22 protein-coding genes are annotated in these 17,139 nt (G+C 59.7%); 14 read left to right on the top strand and 8 right to left on the bottom strand.

Annotation, left to right across the window (positions count from 1 at the left end; genetic code table 11):
* The first annotated feature begins 53 nt into the window (after nucleotides 1–53).
* Nucleotides 54–218, top strand: a complete 165-nt coding sequence (locus A6U87_RS30050; protein ID WP_189635569.1) for a hypothetical protein — start codon at nucleotides 54–56, stop codon at nucleotides 216–218.
* Between the two features lie 22 nt (nucleotides 219–240).
* Here the strand turns inward: A6U87_RS30050 and A6U87_RS04370 are convergent, their stop codons facing one another.
* On the bottom strand, nucleotides 241–1,608 hold the full coding sequence (locus A6U87_RS04370; protein ID WP_065689969.1) for an MATE family efflux transporter: 1,368 nt from the start codon (nucleotides 1,606–1,608) through the stop codon (nucleotides 241–243).
* Between the two features lie 63 nt (nucleotides 1,609–1,671).
* Nucleotides 1,672–2,109: a glyoxalase superfamily protein gene (locus A6U87_RS04365; protein WP_065689968.1), complete on the bottom strand. Its 438-nt coding sequence runs from the start codon at nucleotides 2,107–2,109 to the stop codon at nucleotides 1,672–1,674.
* 338 nt (nucleotides 2,110–2,447) lie between these two features.
* On the opposite strand from A6U87_RS04365, the gene A6U87_RS04360 reads away from it, so the two are divergent.
* Nucleotides 2,448–2,780, top strand: a complete 333-nt coding sequence (locus A6U87_RS04360; protein WP_065690270.1) for a hypothetical protein — start codon at nucleotides 2,448–2,450, stop codon at nucleotides 2,778–2,780.
* A 54-nt stretch (nucleotides 2,781–2,834) separates the two neighbouring features.
* On the opposite strand, the gene A6U87_RS04355 is transcribed toward A6U87_RS04360, so the two are convergent.
* A complete protein-coding gene (locus tag A6U87_RS04355; protein ID WP_065689967.1) occupies nucleotides 2,835–3,281 on the bottom strand; it encodes a host attachment protein in 447 nt (148 codons plus the stop codon).
* A 160-nt stretch (nucleotides 3,282–3,441) separates the two neighbouring features.
* Between A6U87_RS04355 and A6U87_RS04350 the strand changes: the two genes are divergently transcribed.
* The 3 genes from A6U87_RS04350 to A6U87_RS04340 all read left to right on the top strand — a co-directional run bounded on the left by A6U87_RS04350 (nucleotide 3,442) and on the right by A6U87_RS04340 (nucleotide 5,569).
* Nucleotides 3,442–3,843 carry a DUF2177 family protein gene (locus A6U87_RS04350; protein ID WP_065689966.1) on the top strand — a complete coding sequence of 134 codons (402 nt, stop codon included), beginning with the start codon at nucleotides 3,442–3,444 and terminating at the stop codon, nucleotides 3,841–3,843.
* A 127-nt stretch (nucleotides 3,844–3,970) separates the two neighbouring features.
* Complete coding sequence (locus A6U87_RS04345; RefSeq protein WP_065689965.1) at nucleotides 3,971–4,366, top strand: pilus assembly protein PilZ; 396 nt, start codon at nucleotides 3,971–3,973, stop codon at nucleotides 4,364–4,366.
* 90 nt (nucleotides 4,367–4,456) lie between these two features.
* Nucleotides 4,457–5,569 (top strand): pyridoxal phosphate-dependent aminotransferase, encoded by a 1,113-nt coding sequence (locus A6U87_RS04340; protein WP_065689964.1) that lies wholly within the window; start codon nucleotides 4,457–4,459, stop codon nucleotides 5,567–5,569.
* A gap of 132 nt (nucleotides 5,570–5,701) precedes the next feature.
* On the opposite strand, the gene A6U87_RS04335 is transcribed toward A6U87_RS04340, so the two are convergent.
* A complete protein-coding gene (locus tag A6U87_RS04335; RefSeq protein ID WP_065689963.1) occupies nucleotides 5,702–5,968 on the bottom strand; it encodes a sel1 repeat family protein in 267 nt (88 codons plus the stop codon).
* A gap of 432 nt (nucleotides 5,969–6,400) precedes the next feature.
* Between A6U87_RS04335 and A6U87_RS04330 the strand changes: the two genes are divergently transcribed.
* On the top strand, nucleotides 6,401–6,739 hold the full coding sequence (locus A6U87_RS04330; RefSeq protein WP_065689962.1) for a DUF2147 domain-containing protein: 339 nt from the start codon (nucleotides 6,401–6,403) through the stop codon (nucleotides 6,737–6,739).
* Nucleotides 6,740–6,797: 58 nt separating this feature from the next.
* Here the strand turns inward: A6U87_RS04330 and A6U87_RS04325 are convergent, their stop codons facing one another.
* Nucleotides 6,798–7,496: a glutathione S-transferase N-terminal domain-containing protein gene (locus A6U87_RS04325; protein ID WP_065690269.1), complete on the bottom strand. Its 699-nt coding sequence runs from the start codon at nucleotides 7,494–7,496 to the stop codon at nucleotides 6,798–6,800.
* A 208-nt stretch (nucleotides 7,497–7,704) separates the two neighbouring features.
* Here A6U87_RS04325 and A6U87_RS30045 point away from each other — a divergent pair, with 208 nt between their 5' ends.
* A complete protein-coding gene (locus tag A6U87_RS30045; protein ID WP_162764245.1) occupies nucleotides 7,705–7,869 on the top strand; it encodes a hypothetical protein in 165 nt (54 codons plus the stop codon).
* A 102-nt stretch (nucleotides 7,870–7,971) separates the two neighbouring features.
* Nucleotides 7,972–9,474, top strand: a complete 1,503-nt coding sequence (amn, locus tag A6U87_RS04320) for an AMP nucleosidase (RefSeq protein ID WP_065689961.1) — start codon at nucleotides 7,972–7,974, stop codon at nucleotides 9,472–9,474.
* A 9-nt stretch (nucleotides 9,475–9,483) separates the two neighbouring features.
* On the opposite strand, the gene A6U87_RS04315 is transcribed toward amn, so the two are convergent.
* Nucleotides 9,484–9,711 (bottom strand): hypothetical protein, encoded by a 228-nt coding sequence (locus A6U87_RS04315; protein WP_065689960.1) that lies wholly within the window; start codon nucleotides 9,709–9,711, stop codon nucleotides 9,484–9,486.
* A gap of 153 nt (nucleotides 9,712–9,864) precedes the next feature.
* Between A6U87_RS04315 and A6U87_RS04310 the strand changes: the two genes are divergently transcribed.
* Genes A6U87_RS04310 through A6U87_RS04295 form a run of 4 tightly spaced genes read left to right on the top strand, consistent with a single transcriptional unit; the run spans nucleotide 9,865 to nucleotide 12,209 of the window.
* On the top strand, nucleotides 9,865–10,230 hold the full coding sequence (locus tag A6U87_RS04310) for a YciI family protein (RefSeq protein ID WP_065689959.1): 366 nt from the start codon (nucleotides 9,865–9,867) through the stop codon (nucleotides 10,228–10,230).
* A 4-nt stretch (nucleotides 10,231–10,234) separates the two neighbouring features.
* Entirely contained in the window at nucleotides 10,235–10,594 is a 360-nt protein-coding gene (locus A6U87_RS04305) for a YciI family protein (protein WP_065689958.1), read from the top strand.
* Between the two features lie 4 nt (nucleotides 10,595–10,598).
* Complete coding sequence (locus A6U87_RS04300) at nucleotides 10,599–10,958, top strand: YciI family protein (RefSeq protein WP_065689957.1); 360 nt, start codon at nucleotides 10,599–10,601, stop codon at nucleotides 10,956–10,958.
* Between the two features lie 3 nt (nucleotides 10,959–10,961).
* A complete protein-coding gene (locus A6U87_RS04295) occupies nucleotides 10,962–12,209 on the top strand; it encodes an RNA polymerase sigma factor (RefSeq protein ID WP_065689956.1) in 1,248 nt (415 codons plus the stop codon).
* On the opposite strand, the gene A6U87_RS04290 is transcribed toward A6U87_RS04295, so the two are convergent.
* Nucleotides 12,174–13,139, bottom strand: coding sequence for a lysylphosphatidylglycerol synthase domain-containing protein (locus A6U87_RS04290; RefSeq protein ID WP_065689955.1), 966 nt, complete (start codon nucleotides 13,137–13,139; stop codon nucleotides 12,174–12,176). The genes A6U87_RS04295 and A6U87_RS04290 overlap by 36 nt on opposite strands.
* Nucleotides 13,140–13,208: 69 nt before the next feature.
* Here A6U87_RS04290 and A6U87_RS04285 point away from each other — a divergent pair, with 69 nt between their 5' ends.
* Nucleotides 13,209–14,225, top strand: a complete 1,017-nt coding sequence (locus A6U87_RS04285) for a glycosyltransferase family 2 protein (protein WP_065689954.1) — start codon at nucleotides 13,209–13,211, stop codon at nucleotides 14,223–14,225.
* Complete coding sequence (locus A6U87_RS04280; protein WP_065689953.1) at nucleotides 14,218–15,699, top strand: glycosyltransferase family 39 protein; 1,482 nt, start codon at nucleotides 14,218–14,220, stop codon at nucleotides 15,697–15,699. The genes A6U87_RS04285 and A6U87_RS04280 overlap by 8 nt, the downstream gene beginning before the upstream one ends.
* Nucleotides 15,700–15,732: 33 nt before the next feature.
* On the opposite strand, the gene A6U87_RS04275 is transcribed toward A6U87_RS04280, so the two are convergent.
* On the bottom strand, nucleotides 15,733–17,100 hold the full coding sequence (locus A6U87_RS04275; RefSeq protein ID WP_065689952.1) for an aspartate aminotransferase family protein: 1,368 nt from the start codon (nucleotides 17,098–17,100) through the stop codon (nucleotides 15,733–15,735).
* Between the last annotated feature and the right edge of the window lie 39 nt (nucleotides 17,101–17,139).

Genomic DNA, 17,139 nt, shown 5'->3' with positions numbered 1-17,139 from the left:
TAAGTGGTCTTATGATCCTGTCCCGAAGGGATACCAAACAGAGGATCATTGCCATGAAGAAAACAACCTGTGCCGCCTGCGACTGTGAACTCGGGCCGGATGTCATCAGTGTCAAGCTCGGCGGGAAGACCGTCGAGGTCTGCTGCCAGGAATGCGCCGAGGCGCTCAAGGAAGCCGACGCTGCAGCGACCACGGCCAGAGCGAGCAACAATGAGTGAACGGGAGAGCCGCGCCCATGCTTCAGGCGGGCAGCAGACCGTAGCGCCAGCCCTTGCTTTTCGCCAGGCGGACAAGCACCCAGGCGGCGAGCAGCAGCATGCATAACTCCGCAAAGACCGGCACCATCCAGATCCCCATCTCACCGAAGACATGCGGTAGCAGGAACGTCAGAGGCAGCGTGAAGAGATACGGCCGCGACAGGCCGAAGATCGCCGCACGCCGGGCATCGCCGATCGACTGGAAATAGCCCGAAAGCACGATCATCTGGCCGAAGAGGAAATAGCAGCCGACCGTCCATGGCAAGATGCGCGCCACCTCGGCCACCACGATGGGATCACTGACAAAGATCGCCCCGAACCTTCCGGCCAGCAATTCGACGACCAGCTCGACCGTTGCGCAATAGACGAGCGCCGAGACCATCGCGATCCGCAGGCTGCGCCCAACACGTTCGGAAAGCCCCGCCCCAAAATTGTTGCCTGAGATGGTCTGGAAGGCGATGTTGAGGCCAAGCAGCGGCAGGTAGGCGAAGGTCATGATCCGCGTGATGATGCCATAGGCGCCGATCGTCGCCACATAGTCCGACTTGCCCCAAAGCGAAAGATTGAAGATCACCGCTGCTGAGCTCAGCGAAATCCCGATGAAACCGAGGCTCATCGGCATGCCCAAGGCGAGGACGGCCTTCCATTCGCCAGCCGCACCACGGCCCGCCGGTCGCAAGGCGTCGGCCTTCCGCCAGCGATAGGCGAGGATTGCGGCAAGGCAGATCGCTTGCGCCGAGACGGTGCCGATCGCCGAACCGGCTACGCCCCACTGCATCACCGCCATGAAAAACCAGTTGGCTGCGATGTTGAGGAGCGATGCTGCAAGCGTCACGGCCGTCATGAAACCGATCCGGCCTTCGCAGCGAAGGGCATCAATGTTCAGCGACAGGAAGAAGGCGATAACAGCAGAGCCGATCATGATCGCCATGAAGAGCGTAGCGTTTGCAGCCACCATCGCATTGCCTTCGGCGGCCGCCTCGACGATCCGCCAGCCGATGCTCCAATAGACGAGATTGAGTGCGACCACGACTGCGATCGCAAGGAGATGCGCCGTGGCAAATGTCCGGCGCGCGGCCGCCTTGTCTCCCGCACCGAGCTGGCGAGCAAGGATGCTTGCCATGCCGTTCGATACGAGGGATTGCAGGGCGATGATCATCATAAGACCGGGAAAGATCAGCGTGACGGCCGAGAGCGCTGCCGGCCCGACATAGGCACCGAGAAAGTAGGCGTCGACCACCGCGAAGAGACCATTGATCGTCGTGATCATGATGATCGGCGCCGCCGTCCGCGCGAAGACGGCGGCAAGCGGGGCGGTCAGAAACATGTTCTTTTCAGCATTGTTTTTCATAGGGATACCGAAGAGCGACGGCGCGCGGCTGCGGCCGTCTGGGATGAAGAAAGCGGGAGCGGCTCAGATGTCGAGAACGAGGTGGGGAACGCCGTTCGACGTCTTGCGCGGCGACACGCCATTGCCATCGACCTGCGCATTGATGCGCTGCCGGAACGCCGAGAAGCTCTCGAAGGTCACGACATCGACGGGCTCGTCGAAGTGGATCGTGATCTTGTGGAGGCCGCCGCCATGTGCCGAGAGCGCCAGGATCTTGCCGCTGAACGTCTGGTTCAGATACCGGCCACGGACCTTCGCGCCGACGGAAAGGGCAGCGATCGGCTCGTCGTTTGGCCGTGTCGCGAGCGCGGAAAGCGTGTTCCAGTCACGCACGCCGTGCTGCTGGGCGACAAGCTCGAGGGCGGCGCTGTGTGAGATCGCGGCGCCGCGTGTTTCCATCGCCTGACGGAGACGCTTCGCCTGCGACTTCAATTCATCGATTGAGGGATATGCAGTGGTCACGGATTCAGCCTTTCGGAAGGCATGCCATTTCGACCGTCACAAGGGAGCTCGCATTGCCTGCAGTCAGCATGCACCAAATGGCTGTGACTGAATCTTGCCGAGGACTTCACCATGGACTTGTCGTCCGCGAGCGGCTGGCGCCTCGAGCCATGTCCGATATGATTGAAGGGCGGCGGCCTGTCAAGCAGGAGCGGCTTGCCTGCTTTGCCCAACAATGAGCCATTCTGCTCTCCAGACAGGCATAAGCTTCAGATTGTAGGGAGATTGTTCAGAAGTTGTCAGCAATCTTGCGCTAATCTAGAAGCGTACAACAAGCGGAGGCTAACATGGCCTTTCAGATGCACCTCGACACAGAGCACCCCCAGCCGGAACAGGCTTATCGGGAGTTTTCGCTCGATCGCCCCGGCAAGATCATCTTCGTCGGACACCACCTCAGCACGGGAACGCAAGTCCGCTGCCTGATCCGCACGATCACGCTCGCCGGCGCCGTGCTGGAGGTCAATCCGAACCTGGAAGTGCCGAACCACTTCTTCCTCGAGATTCTCGGCATTCACGACGAGATCGGTTCGACGGTCGTCAAGCGCGAGGGCGATCTCGTGACGATCAGCTTCAACATGCTGATCAATCCGGAGTTCCTCCACCACGTCCTGCGATTGAATTTCGAGAGCTAAGCCGTAGCGTGCGGGTGGGCGAGCTTGCCGCTGCGCCCTCCTGCTTTATGCCGTCTAGGCGGCCAGTCGTCGCTCGATCTGCTCGACCGGCAAGTTGATGTAATCCTTTGCCAGTTCCGCAGAGACTGCTGCCTGCACATCGGCACTGAGGCTTGCTCTGAGCGTGCCTAGCGCCCGCGGTGGCGCAACAATCACGATGCGCTGGACGTCCCTTTCGCGCACAAGCAGATCGAGTTTGGATGCGACCTGCTTCAGGAACTCGACTTCCGCCTGCTTGTGCCAATCCGTCTCTTCGACGGCACTTCCGCTCAATCCGTCGGCGGCGTGCGTGCGCCCGGGCTTATCCGCGCCGATTTCGCGGTCTGGCTCATTCGGCTGCGTCAAGGTCTCCTGGACCTTCAGGTTGATGCCGCTCGCGTCGCCGGCATTTTGCATGATCAAGGCTTTCCCTCCATCGCAAACGACCACCCATGACTTCGGCTGCAACATGATGTCAGACATCCTCGTCTCCTTGCTATTTTGATAGAGCGCCCTTGCGCCCGCTAACTCTATTAAAACGTGCAGGGTACGAAAGAGTTCTGCGTCAGGGTGGATAAATCGCTGGTCAGGCAATCCAATCTCCCTGATCCGCGTACAAGGGCACACCGATGGGAGTATCGAGATGAAGACACAGGTTATTGCCTACGCCGGCGCGCTCATGACACTGCTTGTCCTGGACGCGATCTGGCTCGGCTTGGTTGCCCGTACCTTCTATCGCGATCAGCTCGGCGAGTTGATGCTCCCCTCTCCCAATTTCGGCATTGCGGTCGTCTTTTATGTGTTTTTTGCCTTTGCCATCGTGTTTCTCGCCACGCGGCCGGGATTGTCTTCGGCCTCGATTACCATCGCGATCATCCATGGGGCGGTTCTCGGACTTGCGGCCTACGGCACCTATGATGTGACCAATCTCGCAACGCTGAAGAATTGGCCTCTGGCGATGAGCATCGTCGACGTGCTGTGGGGTGGTTTCGTCACCGCAATGGCAGCGGCAGGCGGGTATCTCGCGGTCAGGGCATTCGCTTGAAGCGGCCGAAACAAAATCCGCTTTCGTTAAACTTGTATTTTCTTCTTTGACAAATGCGAAAACCATTCGTGTGAGGCTTTGAGTGCAGGATCAGGACGATCCTGTTTTCAGGAGCCCTGTGATGTCTATGTCGATGCTTCGTGCCACACACCTCGCGACGGTGAAATCGGAAGTCTACGAGACGCGTTGGGAGCAATTCAATGTGAAGCGTCCCGCGCGCATTATCGCCGTCCGGCCATGCCTCACGGGCATTTCGATGCGCAGTGCCGAAATCATCGACATCTCGCGTGGCGGCGCCACCTTCGTCGTCTCGTCCACGACCGGCCTGCCGAAGCATTACTATCTCAATATCCTAGGGCTCGCCTACCGTATCGGCTGCGCCGAGGTGCACCGCAGGAACGAGAGGATCAGCGTTCGCTTCATCAACACGATCGAGCCCGATGTGTTGCGCCGCGTGGTCCGCGCGGACTTCATGATCGGCAACATGGAAGCGATCGACGCGCGCCGCACGATCAGCATGTAGATCGCCGTTTCGGGGAATAATCTGCCTTGCCTTGGCTCTACCAGCGCCTATTGTTGGCGCGATTTTCATAGCCTTGGGATACGCCTCAGAATGTCTGCCTTCTCGCGCTTCACCCCCCTCGTCAGCGCCCTGCCCTCAACTGTCCCATTTGTCGGCCCCGAGGCGATCGAGCGCCAGCGCGGACTGCACGTCAAGGCGCGCATCGGCGCCAACGAAAACGGTTTCGGACCGGCGCCATCGGTGCTTGCGGCTATCCGCGACCATGCCCCCGAAATCTGGAAGTACAACGACCCCGAAAATTACGAACTGAAGGAAGCGCTCGCCGCCCATCTCGGCACTGGCGCAGCGAATATCGCCATCGGCGGCGGCATCGATGAGCTGCTCGGCCAGATCGTGCGATTGGTGATCGACTCGGGCGCTCCCGTCGTCACATCGCTGGGCGGATATCCGACGTTCAACTTCCATGTCTCCGGCTTTGGGGGGCGACTCGTAACGGTTCCCTATGTGCAGGATCGTGAGGACCTCGGCGGTCTGCTCGATGCGGTGAAACGCGAGGCGCCGCCGCTTGTCTATTTTGCCAACCCCGACAATCCGATGGGAAGCTGGTGGGACGCCGATAGCGTCATCGCCTTCGCCCGGGCGCTACCGGAGACCACTCTTCTCGTCCTCGACGAAGCCTACAGCGAAACCGGGCCCGCCAATTCGCTGCCGTCGATCGCGTCGCTGATCGACCTGCCAAACGTCATCCGGACGCGTACCTTCTCCAAGGCCTACGGCCTGGCCGGCGCCCGCGTGGGTTACGCTATTTCCACTCCCGGAACGGCGCTTGCCTTCGACAAGATACGCAATCACTTCGGCATGAATCGCCTCGCGACAGCCGCCGCGCTCGCCGCTCTCAAGGATCAGGCCTATCTTTCCGAGGTGGTTGCCAAGATCCATGCTGCCCGCGAGCGGATTGCCAGCATCGCCAAGGCAAACGGGCTTGCTCCCCTGCCGTCCGCGACGAATTTCGTTGCCATCGACGCCGGGCGGGACGGTGCTTATGCCCGTTCGATCGTCGATGGTCTGATGCAGCACGGCGTCTTCATCCGCATGCCGGGTGTCGCGCCTCTCAACCGCTGCATCCGGGTCAGCGTCGGGCCGGAGGCTGATATGGCATTGTTCGAGCAAGCCTTGCCGGTGGTCCTAAAGTCGCTCGGCTGAGCGCAAATGAGATAAACCGCGCCGGCCTTGTTCCTGCCGGTCGCGGTTTTGCTATCTCCCGAGCGAGCCTAGCCCGCCGGTTCCTCTTCTGAGGCTTTTGTTTTTATCATGCAGTGATGCTGCGGGCCGTTCTCAGTGAACGGTCATCCATTCGCGAGCCGCGCGGAGCGCCTGGGCAAGCTGCATCTTGTCCATGCTTGCCGCGAGATCGGCGCGGAGTTCAGCCGCACGATCGTTGCCCTTGATTGCGGCGATGTTCAGCCACTTGTGAGCGGCCACCAGATCGATGGGGCAGCCGCGTCCGGTTGCATACATCAGACCCATTTCGCAGAAGACATCGGCGCTGTTCTCGCCACCCATGGTGGCCATTTCTGCATTGTGCATTTCAAAGCGTGCCATCGGTTTTATCCCTGTTTAGCCTGTGTTGACTTACCCTGTTTTACCTCTGGGCCTTGCCGTCTATCGCAGCTTTTTGGTCCCTTCGGTTCGGCGGGTTTGCCCCGCTCGTTTGATGCCTTCACTATGCCGGACGGCTTTCAAAAAATGCCTAAAATGCATGATTAATTTGAGACAAATAAAGTCCAAACGCTTGGTAAAATTGGATTTTTGTTAAACATCGGAATCCTTGCGGATTAAGGATTTTGGCGCTCGATTTACCGAAAATTCAGATTTGGAAATCAACCTTCCGTTCACCACGAAATCAGCCGCGAACCTGAAAGCCCGTCAATTATTGCGCGCCGAACCGGTGATTTCTGGGCGCCGAAAACACAATTATTTACCTTTACGTTCGCGTCAGTTAGTTTGCCCGCCACGACATCAGGGAGGTAAAAGATGATCCGTAAGTACGTTCTGGCAGGCGTGATCGCGTTCTCGGCGACATTCGCCCATGCCGACGAACCCATCGTCGGCAACTGGAAGACCGCTTCCGGTGAAACCGCGCTGATCGCCGCTTGCGGCGGCGACTTCTGCATAACCCTGAAAACCGGCAAATATACAGGCAGGAAAATCGGCACCCTTGCAGGTTCAGGCGCGGACTACAGCGGCGAGATTACCGATCCAAGCAACGACAAGACCTATAGCGGATCGGGCACCGTTTCCGGCGGCTCTCTGAAGATGAAAGGCTGCGTACTGAAGGTCTTCTGCAAATCGCAGACCTGGACGCGACTGTAGGCACGACATGAGCAATGCGCCGGTTCCCCGAGCGCATTGGACTTCCCAACCGCGCCGTTCAGCGTGCCCGCTGGTTGAAAAGGATCTTCTGCGCTTCCATGTCGTCAGCCAGATTGCTGCGCTCACGCTCTTCCTTGCCGATCGCAATGCCCTTGATGACCGCGGGGCGAGCCATCAGCGTGTCGAACCAACGTTTGAGATGTGGGAATTCGGCCAGATCCTGCCCCTGGCGCTCGTGGGGTACGACCCAGCCGATGGAGGCCATATCCGCGATCGAGTAGTCGCCGGCGAGGTATTCGTGTTCCGCGAGACGCTTGTTCATCACGCCGTAAAGACGGTTCACTTCGTTGGTATAGCGATTGATCCCGTATTCGATCTTCTCAGGGGCGTATCCACGGAAATGATGGGCCTGTCCGGCCATCGGACCAAGACCGCCGACCTGCCAGAACAGCCATTCCTCGATCTGCACGCGGGTTCGCTCGTCCATCGAATAGAATTTGCCGTACTTGCGTCCGAGATACTGCAGGATCGCTCCGGATTCGAAGACGGAGATCGCCTCGCCGCCAGGGCCTTCGCGGTCGATGATGGCCGGCATGCGGTTGTTGGGCGCGATCTTCAGGAATTCGGGCGCGAACTGTTCACCCTTGCCGATGTTGACGTACCTGACCTCGTAGGGAACGCCGAGTTCCTCCAGCATAATACTGATCTTCCAGCCATTCGGCGTGGGCCAGTAATAGAGTTCAATTGGCGCCGTCATGAAAATCTCCTTGGGCGGATACTGAGAGATAAGTAACGCCCGGCCCGCTTCAAGCATGCTGGTCTTCATGAACGCTGGATGAACCGGCATCTCAGCGTCGGTTCAGCAGGACCATGGCAAAACCGTGTCACGTTCAGGAGCAGATCGTCACAACGACGCTACCGAGCGGTTTTCACCCAGAACCTCGTACCGGGGCAAGGATATGGAAGTGCTAGTCTTGGCAAGGCGTTTCACCATCATCACGCTGTTCGCAGCAATCTTCGCCATCACATTCTCGGCTGCAGTCAGCCGAAATGCAGGCGGCGGTGCCCAGTCGCACTTTGGCGCCAACTACACGGCTTCGATCGAGCCCATCCGCGCCGTCCGGCCATGACGTAACGCATTCCGACCAACACCGTCGGAATGCTTGTAAAAATCCATGCGTTGCTGCTCAACGCGTCGTTTGCTTGTTAAATGCAACACCCTATAATGCGTCATGAGCAAACGAATCTCTCCATCTGCACCTCTCGACATTGTATCACCATCGCCTTTTTCGCCGAAGAGCTTCGACGATCCAGTTCAGGCAGTCGATGCGCTGACGGCGCTTTATGAGCGCAACACGTCCTTCCTCATCGAGAATTTCACGTCTCTCGCCAAGGGCGCGCCGATCACCTCGCGTTACCGGGCCTTCTATCCGCAGGTCAGCATCGAGACGACCAGCTTCGGCCATATCGACACGCGCCTGTCCTACGGGCATGTAACAGCGCCAGGCATCTACACGACGACGATCACCCGTCCGCAGCTCTTCCGGCATTATCTGAAGCAGCAGCTCGGGCTTCTGATGCGGAACCACAACGTGCCCGTCATCGTGTCGGAATCGACGACGCCGATCCCGCTGCACTTTGCCTTTGGCGAAGGTGCGCATGTCGAGGCGTCGGCGGCGGCGTTCCTCGATATACCGATGCGCGATCTGTTCGATACGCCGGACCTGAACACGACGGACGACGAGATCGCCAACGGGGAGTACATTCCGCCGCCGGGCGAGCCATCTCCCCTCGCCCCGTTTACCGCCCAGCGCATCGACTACTCGCTGGCGCGCCTGTCGCACTATACGGCGACCAGCGCTCAGCATTTCCAGAACTTCGTGTTGTTCACGAACTACCAGTTCTACATCGATGAGTTCTGCGCCTGGGCCCGCAAGCTGATGGCGGATGGCGGCGATGGCTACACGTCGTTCGTGGAGCCCGGCAACATCGTTACCCATGCGGGCAGCGGCCAGCCGGAGACAGACGTCACGCTGGCCCGACTGCCGCAGATGCCGGCCTACCACCTGAAGAAGAAGGGCCATGCCGGGATCACGATGATCAACATCGGCGTCGGTCCGTCGAATGCGAAGACCATTACCGACCATGTGGCGGTTCTTCGGCCGCATGCCTGGCTGATGCTCGGCCACTGCGCAGGCCTGCGCAATAGCCAGCGCCTCGGCGACTATGTGCTGGCCCACGCCTACATGCGCGAGGACCACGTGCTGGATGATGACCTGCCGGTCTGGGTGCCGATTCCGGCCCTTGCAGAAGTCCAGGTTGCGCTGGAAGCCGCGGTTGCCGAGATCACCGGGTACGAGGGCTTCGAGCTGAAGCGGATCATGCGCACGGGCACGGTCGGAACCATCGACAACCGCAACTGGGAACTGCGTGATCAGCGCGGACCGGTCAAGCGGCTGTCGCAGGCCCGTGCCATTGCGCTCGACATGGAATCGGCCACGATCGCCGCCAACGGCTTCCGCTTCCGCGTGCCCTACGGAACGCTGCTTTGCGTTTCCGACAAGCCACTGCATGGCGAGCTCAAGCTTCCGGGCATGGCCACCGCCTTTTATCGCACGCAGGTCAACCAGCATCTGCAGATCGGCATCCGTGCCGTCCAGAAGCTTGCCGCCATGCCACCGGAAGCCTTGCATTCCCGCAAGCTCAGAAGCTTCTTCGAGACGGCCTTCCAGTAGGCCGTTTCCTTACTGCCGCGACGCGGCAACCTGACCGACAGCGAAAGCTTGCTGGCCATCACGGTGGCCAGCCATATCCAGCGTTGCTATGGACAACGCGAAAACCGCCAGCACCGCGGCAAGACGCGCAGCGATGGCGCCGGCGGTGGGCACGTCCTGCGCCAGCGGATCAGGCTTTTCTCCCTGGCGCCGACGCGCCCACAGCTGGTTCGCCAGCACAATCTCGAAGATGCTCATAACCGTCACTCCTTGCTGTTGACGGTTGCTAGTCGCGTTTGATCTCCTCAATTCGACACGGGGCGTGCAGAAAGATTTTCTTCCACCTTGTCGAAATGCGCCTAGGCTGCTCGTCAAGGAGATGTCACGGCGCAACTCGGGAGGAAAAATGCCATGAAGTATCTCTGCCAGGTGTGGTTCGAGCCCGCCAGGCTCGATGCCATGACGAGCGACGAGAAGCGCAAGCTCGACAGGGATTCGCTCGCCTACGACGATCACCTCCTCGAGAGCGGACACCTGATCGTCGCCCAGGCACTGCAGTCACCTCGGAGTGCCGTGACTGTAAGGGTTCGCAACGGAGAGATGTCGGTCACCGACGGCCCCTATGCCGAAACGAAGGAACAGCTGGGCGGCTTCATCCTGATCGAGGCGAAAGATCTGAACGACGCCATCCGTGTGGCCGCCGGTATTCCGCTTGCAAAGACGGGATCAATCGAAGTCAGGCCGATCTATACGATTCCAGTCGAACAACAGGGGTGATGACATGAAGTTTCTCTGCCAGATCTGGTTTGACACCGAGAAAAGCAACCTCGTGCCGCAGGAAGAGTGGGACGCCCTGACGCAGGAATGCATCGTGAGCGACGATCACTGGCGCGACCGGGGTGTGCTCCAGACCGCGTTGGCGCTGCACGCGCCGAACACGGCGCTCACCCTGCGTGCTGGAACAGGCGCCGTCACCGCCACCGATGGCCCTTTTGCCGAAATAAAGGAACATCTCGGCGGCTTCGTGCTGATCGAGGCCACGGATATGGCCGAGGCAAAGGCGGTCGCGTCGACCTTTCCCATCCTGAGATATGCCTCGATCGAAATCCGACCGGCCTATTCGATCAATGACGGGAGATGATGCCATGCGTTACGTCTGCCTTATCTACAACTCCGCCGATACTGACGGCACACTCACCACAACGGAAACGGAGGAGATCGTTCGAGCTCATTTTCGCGTCGACGAAGAACTGATCCGCGCCGGTACGCTGATCCACGCTGACGCGCTGGAGCCACCCGAGCAGGCGGTTGTCCTGCGACTTCGAAACAATGAGCTCAGCGCGACCGATGGACCCTATGTTGAGACCAAGGAGCATCTCGCTGGACTATACGTCATCGAGGCAGAGGACATGGAAGCGGCCAAGGCGATCGTGGCACGCATTCCCTGCGCAAGCGTCGGAGCCGTGGAGTTGCGCCCGGTGAGAACGCTGACCCTTCCGGAGTGAACCGTGAAAGACCTCATCGAGGACGTTTACCGAAAGCATTCTCGCAGGGTCCTTGCGACCCTGATCCGCTTGCTGGGCGACTTCGACCGCGCTGAAGAGGCATTGCACGACGCTTTCGCGGCAGCGGCACGCACCTGGCCGCGAGACGGCGTGCCGGACAACCCTTTTGGGTGGCTGGTATCGACCGGCCGCTTCCGTGCCATCGACCACATCCGTCGGCGAACACGCTTCGATGCTTCGCTGAGGGACATAGAAGATACTCTATACCCGTCTGCCGATGAAAAGGAGGTCGGCGACATGGAACTTATCGAGGACGACATGTTGCGGCTGATCTTTACCTGCTGCCATCCGGTGATTCCGGCGGACGCGCAGATGGCGATGGCGCTTCGCGAGGTCTGCGGCCTCACCACCGAAGAGATCGCGCATGCCTTCCTCGTTCCAGCGCCGACCGTGGCGCAACGCATCGTCCGTGCAAAGAGCAAGATCCGCGCGGAAGCCATCCCCTACGAGGTTCCATCACATGAGGAGCTCCCACAGCGCCTCGATCGCGTGTTGTATGTGATCTATCTCGTCTTCAACGAGGGATATTCAGCCTCATCCGGCAGCGAGATGATCCGGACCGATCTTGCCGTCGAGGCAATCCGCCTTGCCCGCCTGTTGCGCGGGCTGCTGCCGCACCCTGACGTCTCAGGTCTATTATCGCTGATGCTGTTGCAGGATTCACGCCGGCTCGCGAGGCGCGACGCCAACGGCGATCTGATCCTTCTCGCAGAGCAGGATCGCAGCCTCTGGGATCGCGCCGAAATCAATGAGGGTCTGCGACTGCTTCACGATGTCATGCGTCACGGCGAAATCGGGATCTATACCCTCCAGGCCGCCATCGCAGCTGAGCACGCCCGCGCGCAAACGCCAGCAGACACGGATTGGCGACAGGTCGCGGCCTACTTCGACCTTCTGCTCTCCGTTCAGCCGTCACCGATTGCAGAGCTCAATCGTGCGGTAGCGATTGCGATGCTCGATGGGCCTGAACAGGGACTGCAGCTGGTCGATACGATCCTGCAGGCGGGAGACCTCGGCTCCTATCATCTTGCGCATTCCGCCCGTGCAGACTTCCTGCGGCAGCTGGGGCACACGAAACAGGCATTGGAGGCATATGAAACGGCTCTCGCTCACTGCCGGCAAGCTCCCGAGCGCGCTTTCCTGCAAAAGCGGATCTCAGAGCTCGCGGCGGCGTCGACCGAACGGCAATGAGACCGCTGTACCCGTCAGGGCGGAAACGATGATCAGCAGATGGGCGTTGATGCTCGCCTGCGCCAGCGATGCCACGGCTGCCCTTTCGCCAGAGGCGCCAAAGGCCACTGCACCCGCAGTGATACCGGCCGGGTAAGTCCCGACGCCGCCTGGTGCATGAACCGGCAACACCGACGACAGTTCACCACCCAATGCGCCACCGAAGCTGGCTGCCAGGGGCAAAACACCCATCAGACTCAAGGCCCAGGCAAGCACCAGAACCTTGACGAGCCAATTGATAACAGTCATTGCCCAGGCTCTTGCGAAAGCGGACGCATTGGCCGGCAGGCCATTTTCGATCTCCGCCACGAAATGCTGAAGCTTCGATGGCAGCAGCTTGCCGGCAAACCGGAGCAGCGTCTTGCGAACGGTGAAGCCAGCCACCGGCAAGAGCAGGAACACTCCCCAGGCCAGCCATGCAAGCGCCTTATGCGAGGAGCCTATCGCAAAGCCTATTCCGGCAGCGGCGAGCAAGGCATGAAGATCCAGGAGTCGCATGACCAGGAGCGCGGATGTGGCGCGAGTCAGGGGAATGCCAAATTCCGTGCGCATCAGCACGGGAAAGCTGGTCTCGCCGGTTCGAAACGGCATCATGATATTGAGCAGATTGTGGATCTGCGTCACCCGAAAGAGCGTTTGAAACCGGCCAGCGGTTTCGCGCGGGAAATAGTCGTAGATGCGCCATGTGCGGAGGAAGTAAGTGCTGGTTAGCAGAACGAGCGCCGTGACGACCGGTAGCGCGCCGACTGCCGCCCATTGCCCAAGGATCGATGCCCATCCCCAGAACCACTCGATGAAAATCGCATAGGCCGCGACAATCGTTACGGTCAGCAACAGCATCCGATTGCGAGCGAACCAAGATTGTCGGCTGGCAACAACCGGAGACTTCATGTACTAGCTTCCTGACTTCGTCCGCGATGCCACCAACACGGCTGCGCGGCGTTTTAGGAGAAATAAGCGTTGCAGACAACGGCTGAGTCACTTTCGAACGTCATCGACGCTCCCAAACCTGTTGAGCTTTCGCTGGTCGTTCCCGTTTTCAACGAGGAGGATAGCGTCGGCCCGCTGATCGATCGCATCTGTACGGCCATGACCGGATATGCCGAACAGTGGGAGCTGATCCTGGTTGACGACGGAAGTACCGATGCGACGCTGGCAAACGCGCGCAAGCATGTCAGCCGCGAAGGTCTGCTGCTGAGGATTGTCGAACTGCAGCGAAACTTCGGGCAGACGGCAGCAATGCAGGCCGGCATCGACACGGCGGTTGGACGGCTGATCGCGACGATGGACGGCGATCTGCAGAATGATCCCAAAGATATTCCCTCGATGGTCGCCGAACTGGAGCGCCGCGAACTCGACCTGCTCGTCGGCTGGCGTAAAAACCGTCAGGACGGTCTTTTCCTGCGCAAGATCCCATCCTGGTGCGCCAACTACCTGATCGGCCGCATCACCGGCGTCAAGCTGCATGATTATGGCTGCAGCCTGAAGATCTACCGCGCATCGATCATCAAGCAGGTGAAGCTGATGGGTGAGATGCATCGGTTCATCCCTGCCTGGGTCGCCGGCGTTGTGCCAAGCTCCCGCATCGGCGAGATGGTCGTCACCCACCATGCCCGCCAGCACGGCCAGTCCAAGTACGGCATCTCGCGCACCTTCCGCGTTATTCTCGACCTGCTGTCGGTCATGTTCTTCATGCGTTACAAGGCGCGCCCCGGCCACTTCTTCGGCTCGCTTGGACTTGGCCTCGGTGCCATTTCAGCGCTGATCCTTGTCTATCTGTTCTTCGACAAGTTCATCCTCGGCAATGATATCGGCACACGTCCGATGCTGATGGTCGGCATCGTGCTGCTGCTATCGTCGGTACAGATGATCACTACCGGCATCCTCGCGGAGATGATCGCGCGAACCTACTATCGCGACGACGCCTCGCCGAACTACATCGTCCGGCAGATTTTCGACGAAAGAACGAATGCGTAATATGCTGGCACGTCGATCCGATGCCGCCTTCTATCTCGTCGGCGGCTACTTTCTGCTTTGCGTCATCGTCCGCCTTTTGCGACCTGATGCGCTTGAGATCGATGAATCGACGCAAGCATTTCTTTCGCAATATTTCCTCGTCGGCTACGGCTCGCAGCCGCCGTTCTACGGCTGGCTGCAGCACGGACTTGCCGAATTCTTCGGCATTTCGGTCGCGACCCTGTCGATCCTGAAGAACAGCCTGCTGTTTCTGTGCTGCCTATTCTACGGCCTTGCCGCCCGTCAGGTCGCGTCGAACCGTGCGACACCGGCCACCGCAATGCTCGGCGTGTTGACGCTGCCGCCGGTTTTCTTTCTCGCCCAGAAAGATCTTTCTCACACGGTTGCGGCGCTGTTTGCCGTATCGCTGTTTCTGTTCGGTTTCCTTCGCACGCTGAAGGCTCCGAGCTTCGGTTCCTACCTCATCACTGGCATTGCCGTCGGCATCGGCGTCATATCCAAGTACAACTTCGTTGTGGTGCCGATTGCGGCCGTTCTGGCAATCCTCCCGGAGGCTGCCCTTCGGAAGCGCATCTTCGATTGGCGCATTCTGCTGGCCGTCTTGGCTGCCGTGATCATTGCCGCCCCCCATGCCTACTGGCTGCTGCACAATCTTGGAAATGCGAGCAACAACACACTGGCGGAAATGAAGGAAGGTGGACCAAGCAGGCACATCCCGACCTTCCTGCTCGGCACGCTCTCCCTGACGAGTGCAACGATCCAGGCGATCGCACCGACGGTCGCGGTTTTTGCCTTGATCTTCTATCGGGACATCAAGACCATTGCCCGCGCACAGAGCGAGTGGACCCGCGTTCTGGGCAGGATGTTGATCGCCTGCTTCACCCTTGTCCTGCTGGTCGTTATCGGTGTTGGCGCGACACACATTCGCGAAAAGTGGCTTTCGCTGCTGATCGTGCTGCTGCCGCTCTATCTTGCGATGAAAGTGGACGCGTCAGGCAACGCCGTGGAACTGAAACTGCCGCGTTTCGCGGCCGTCGTCGCTGCGCTTGTGCTGATTGCCCTTGCCGTTCTTTCGGGACGAGCGATTGTAGGGCCCATGCTGGGCTACTATTCGCGGGTGAACACCCCCTACCACGCATTCGCGGATGCGATTCTGGCCGAGCATGGCGAGCCGGCGCGGATATTGACCACCGACGGCAATACCGCGGGAAATCTCCGTACACAGTTTCCAAATGTCCTGGTCGAGGCCCCTGGAGGGCTGGCCACATCCGAGCTTTCACAGCCGTTGCTCGTCGTCTGGCGCGTCGAAGGTGAGTATGGCGAAGAGCTGCCAGACCGGGTGGCGACATTCCTCAAGAAACGAGACATCGCCCTAGACGGGATCACGCCCCAGTACCTGGCTATTCCCTACAGCCCCGACAATGCGGAAAAGCATGTCCGGTTCGCCTATTTCTGGATCGCTGCCAACCAATAAAGCAGCGATCCTTCCGCACCTATCGTGGTTTCGTCAGCTTCGCAGCTCTTTCCACGCCGCATCCAATGCGATCTTGGTGATCCGAGCCATTTCATCGACCTCAGCGTGGCTGATAACCAGCGGCGGCGATGCCAGCATGCGGTCGCCCGTGGCGCGCAGGACCAGTCCGTTTGCGAGGGCATGATTTCTGACCAGCGTGCCAACCGCGTCAGGCTTTTCGAAGCGGGTGCGTGAAGACTTGTCGGCGGTAAGCTGCAATGCGCCCATCAGGCCTATGCTGACGGCCTCGCCCACGAGATCGTGTTCACCGAGACCACCCCAGGCCTTGGCGAAGTAAGGACCGATATCGTCGCGAACACGCTCGACCAGCCGCTCCTCCTCGATGATGCGAAGATTCTCGATCGCTGCGACCGCGCACACCGGATGGCCAGAATATGTGAAGCCGTGGTTGAAATCGCCAACATCGTTGATCAGTACATTCGCCACGCGATCGCTGACGAGCACGCCGCCGATCGGCAGGTAGCCCGATGAAAGTCCCTTGGCGATCGGAGCGAGGTCAGGCTCGACGCCGAAATGCTGGTGGCCGAACCATTGGCCGAGACGACCGAAGCCGCAAATTACCTCGTCCGTGACAAGCAGGATGTTGCGCGCCTTGCAGATGCGGGCGATCTCCGGCCAGTAGGTCTCCGGCGGGATGATGACGCCGGCCGCGCCCTGCACGGGCTCTGCGACGAAGGCCGCGACGTTGTCCTCGCCCAGTTCGTCGATCTTGGCCTCGAGCTCGCGAGCAACCTTGAGGCCGAATTCCGCGGGCGACAGGTCGCCGCCTTCCCCGTACCAGTAGGGTTGACCTATATGGACGATACCGGGGATCGGCAAATCGCCCTGCTCATGCATGTATTTCATGCCGCCGAGGCTGGCGCCGGCAACGGTCGAGCCGTGGTAGCCGTTCTTTCGTGAGATGACGATCTTCTTCGACGGCTTGCCGACCGCGCTCCAGTAGACGCGGGCCATGCGGAACCACGTGTCGTTTGCCTCCGAGCCGGAGCCCGTGAAGAAAACATGGTTGAAGCGTGGACCGGCGTGAGACGTCACCTTCTCGGCGAGAAGGGTCGTCGGTGTCGTGGTCGTGCCGAAGAAGGTGTTGTAATAGGGCAGCTCGTTCATCTGCCGCGCAACGGCATCGGTTATTTCCTTACGCCCGTAGCCGACATTGACGCACCACAGACCTGCAAAACCATCCAGATACTTCCGGCCGTGATTATCCCAGATATGGACGCCCTCGCCGCGCTGGATGATGCGCGTGCCATCGGCATTCAACTTCTTCATGTCGGAGAACGGATGCAGATGATGAGCGGCATCGACGGCAGCAAGATTAGAACGCGCGTAAGTATCAGACATGATTTGCTAAACACCTTCGGTGATTGAAAGCCTCTTCCC

Origin of the sequence: Rhizobium sp. AC44/96, assembly GCF_001692185.1 — a bacterium.
Taxonomy (GTDB): Bacteria; Pseudomonadota; Alphaproteobacteria; order Rhizobiales; family Rhizobiaceae; genus Rhizobium.
The sequence above is the reverse complement of the archived record's forward strand: the minus strand, read 5'-3'. Positions and strand labels throughout refer to the sequence as shown.

Bases quoted from the DNA above. Each gene is read 5' to 3' on its own strand.
- A6U87_RS30050 (WP_189635569.1), top strand. From the start codon at position 54: ATGAAGAAAACAACCTGTGCCGCCTGCGACTGTGAACTCGGGCCGGAT.
- A6U87_RS04370 (WP_065689969.1), bottom strand. From the start codon at position 1,608: ATGAAAAACAATGCTGAAAAGAACATGTTTCTGACCGCCCCGCTTGCC.
- A6U87_RS04360 (WP_065690270.1), top strand. From the start codon at position 2,448: ATGCACCTCGACACAGAGCACCCCCAGCCGGAACAGGCTTATCGGGAG.
- A6U87_RS04355 (WP_065689967.1), bottom strand. From the start codon at position 3,281: ATGTCTGACATCATGTTGCAGCCGAAGTCATGGGTGGTCGTTTGCGAT.
- A6U87_RS04350 (WP_065689966.1), top strand. From the start codon at position 3,442: ATGAAGACACAGGTTATTGCCTACGCCGGCGCGCTCATGACACTGCTT.
- A6U87_RS04345 (WP_065689965.1), top strand. From the start codon at position 3,971: ATGTCGATGCTTCGTGCCACACACCTCGCGACGGTGAAATCGGAAGTC.
- A6U87_RS04340 (WP_065689964.1), top strand. From the start codon at position 4,457: ATGTCTGCCTTCTCGCGCTTCACCCCCCTCGTCAGCGCCCTGCCCTCA.
- A6U87_RS04335 (WP_065689963.1), bottom strand. From the start codon at position 5,968: ATGGCACGCTTTGAAATGCACAATGCAGAAATGGCCACCATGGGTGGC.
- A6U87_RS04330 (WP_065689962.1), top strand. From the start codon at position 6,401: ATGATCCGTAAGTACGTTCTGGCAGGCGTGATCGCGTTCTCGGCGACA.
- A6U87_RS04325 (WP_065690269.1), bottom strand. From the start codon at position 7,496: ATGACGGCGCCAATTGAACTCTATTACTGGCCCACGCCGAATGGCTGG.
- amn (WP_065689961.1), top strand. From the start codon at position 7,972: ATGAGCAAACGAATCTCTCCATCTGCACCTCTCGACATTGTATCACCA.
- A6U87_RS04315 (WP_065689960.1), bottom strand. From the start codon at position 9,711: ATGAGCATCTTCGAGATTGTGCTGGCGAACCAGCTGTGGGCGCGTCGG.
- A6U87_RS04310 (WP_065689959.1), top strand. From the start codon at position 9,865: ATGAAGTATCTCTGCCAGGTGTGGTTCGAGCCCGCCAGGCTCGATGCC.
- A6U87_RS04305 (WP_065689958.1), top strand. From the start codon at position 10,235: ATGAAGTTTCTCTGCCAGATCTGGTTTGACACCGAGAAAAGCAACCTC.
- A6U87_RS04300 (WP_065689957.1), top strand. From the start codon at position 10,599: ATGCGTTACGTCTGCCTTATCTACAACTCCGCCGATACTGACGGCACA.
- A6U87_RS04290 (WP_065689955.1), bottom strand. From the start codon at position 13,139: ATGAAGTCTCCGGTTGTTGCCAGCCGACAATCTTGGTTCGCTCGCAAT.
- A6U87_RS04280 (WP_065689953.1), top strand. From the start codon at position 14,218: ATGCGTAATATGCTGGCACGTCGATCCGATGCCGCCTTCTATCTCGTC.
- A6U87_RS04275 (WP_065689952.1), bottom strand. From the start codon at position 17,100: ATGTCTGATACTTACGCGCGTTCTAATCTTGCTGCCGTCGATGCCGCT.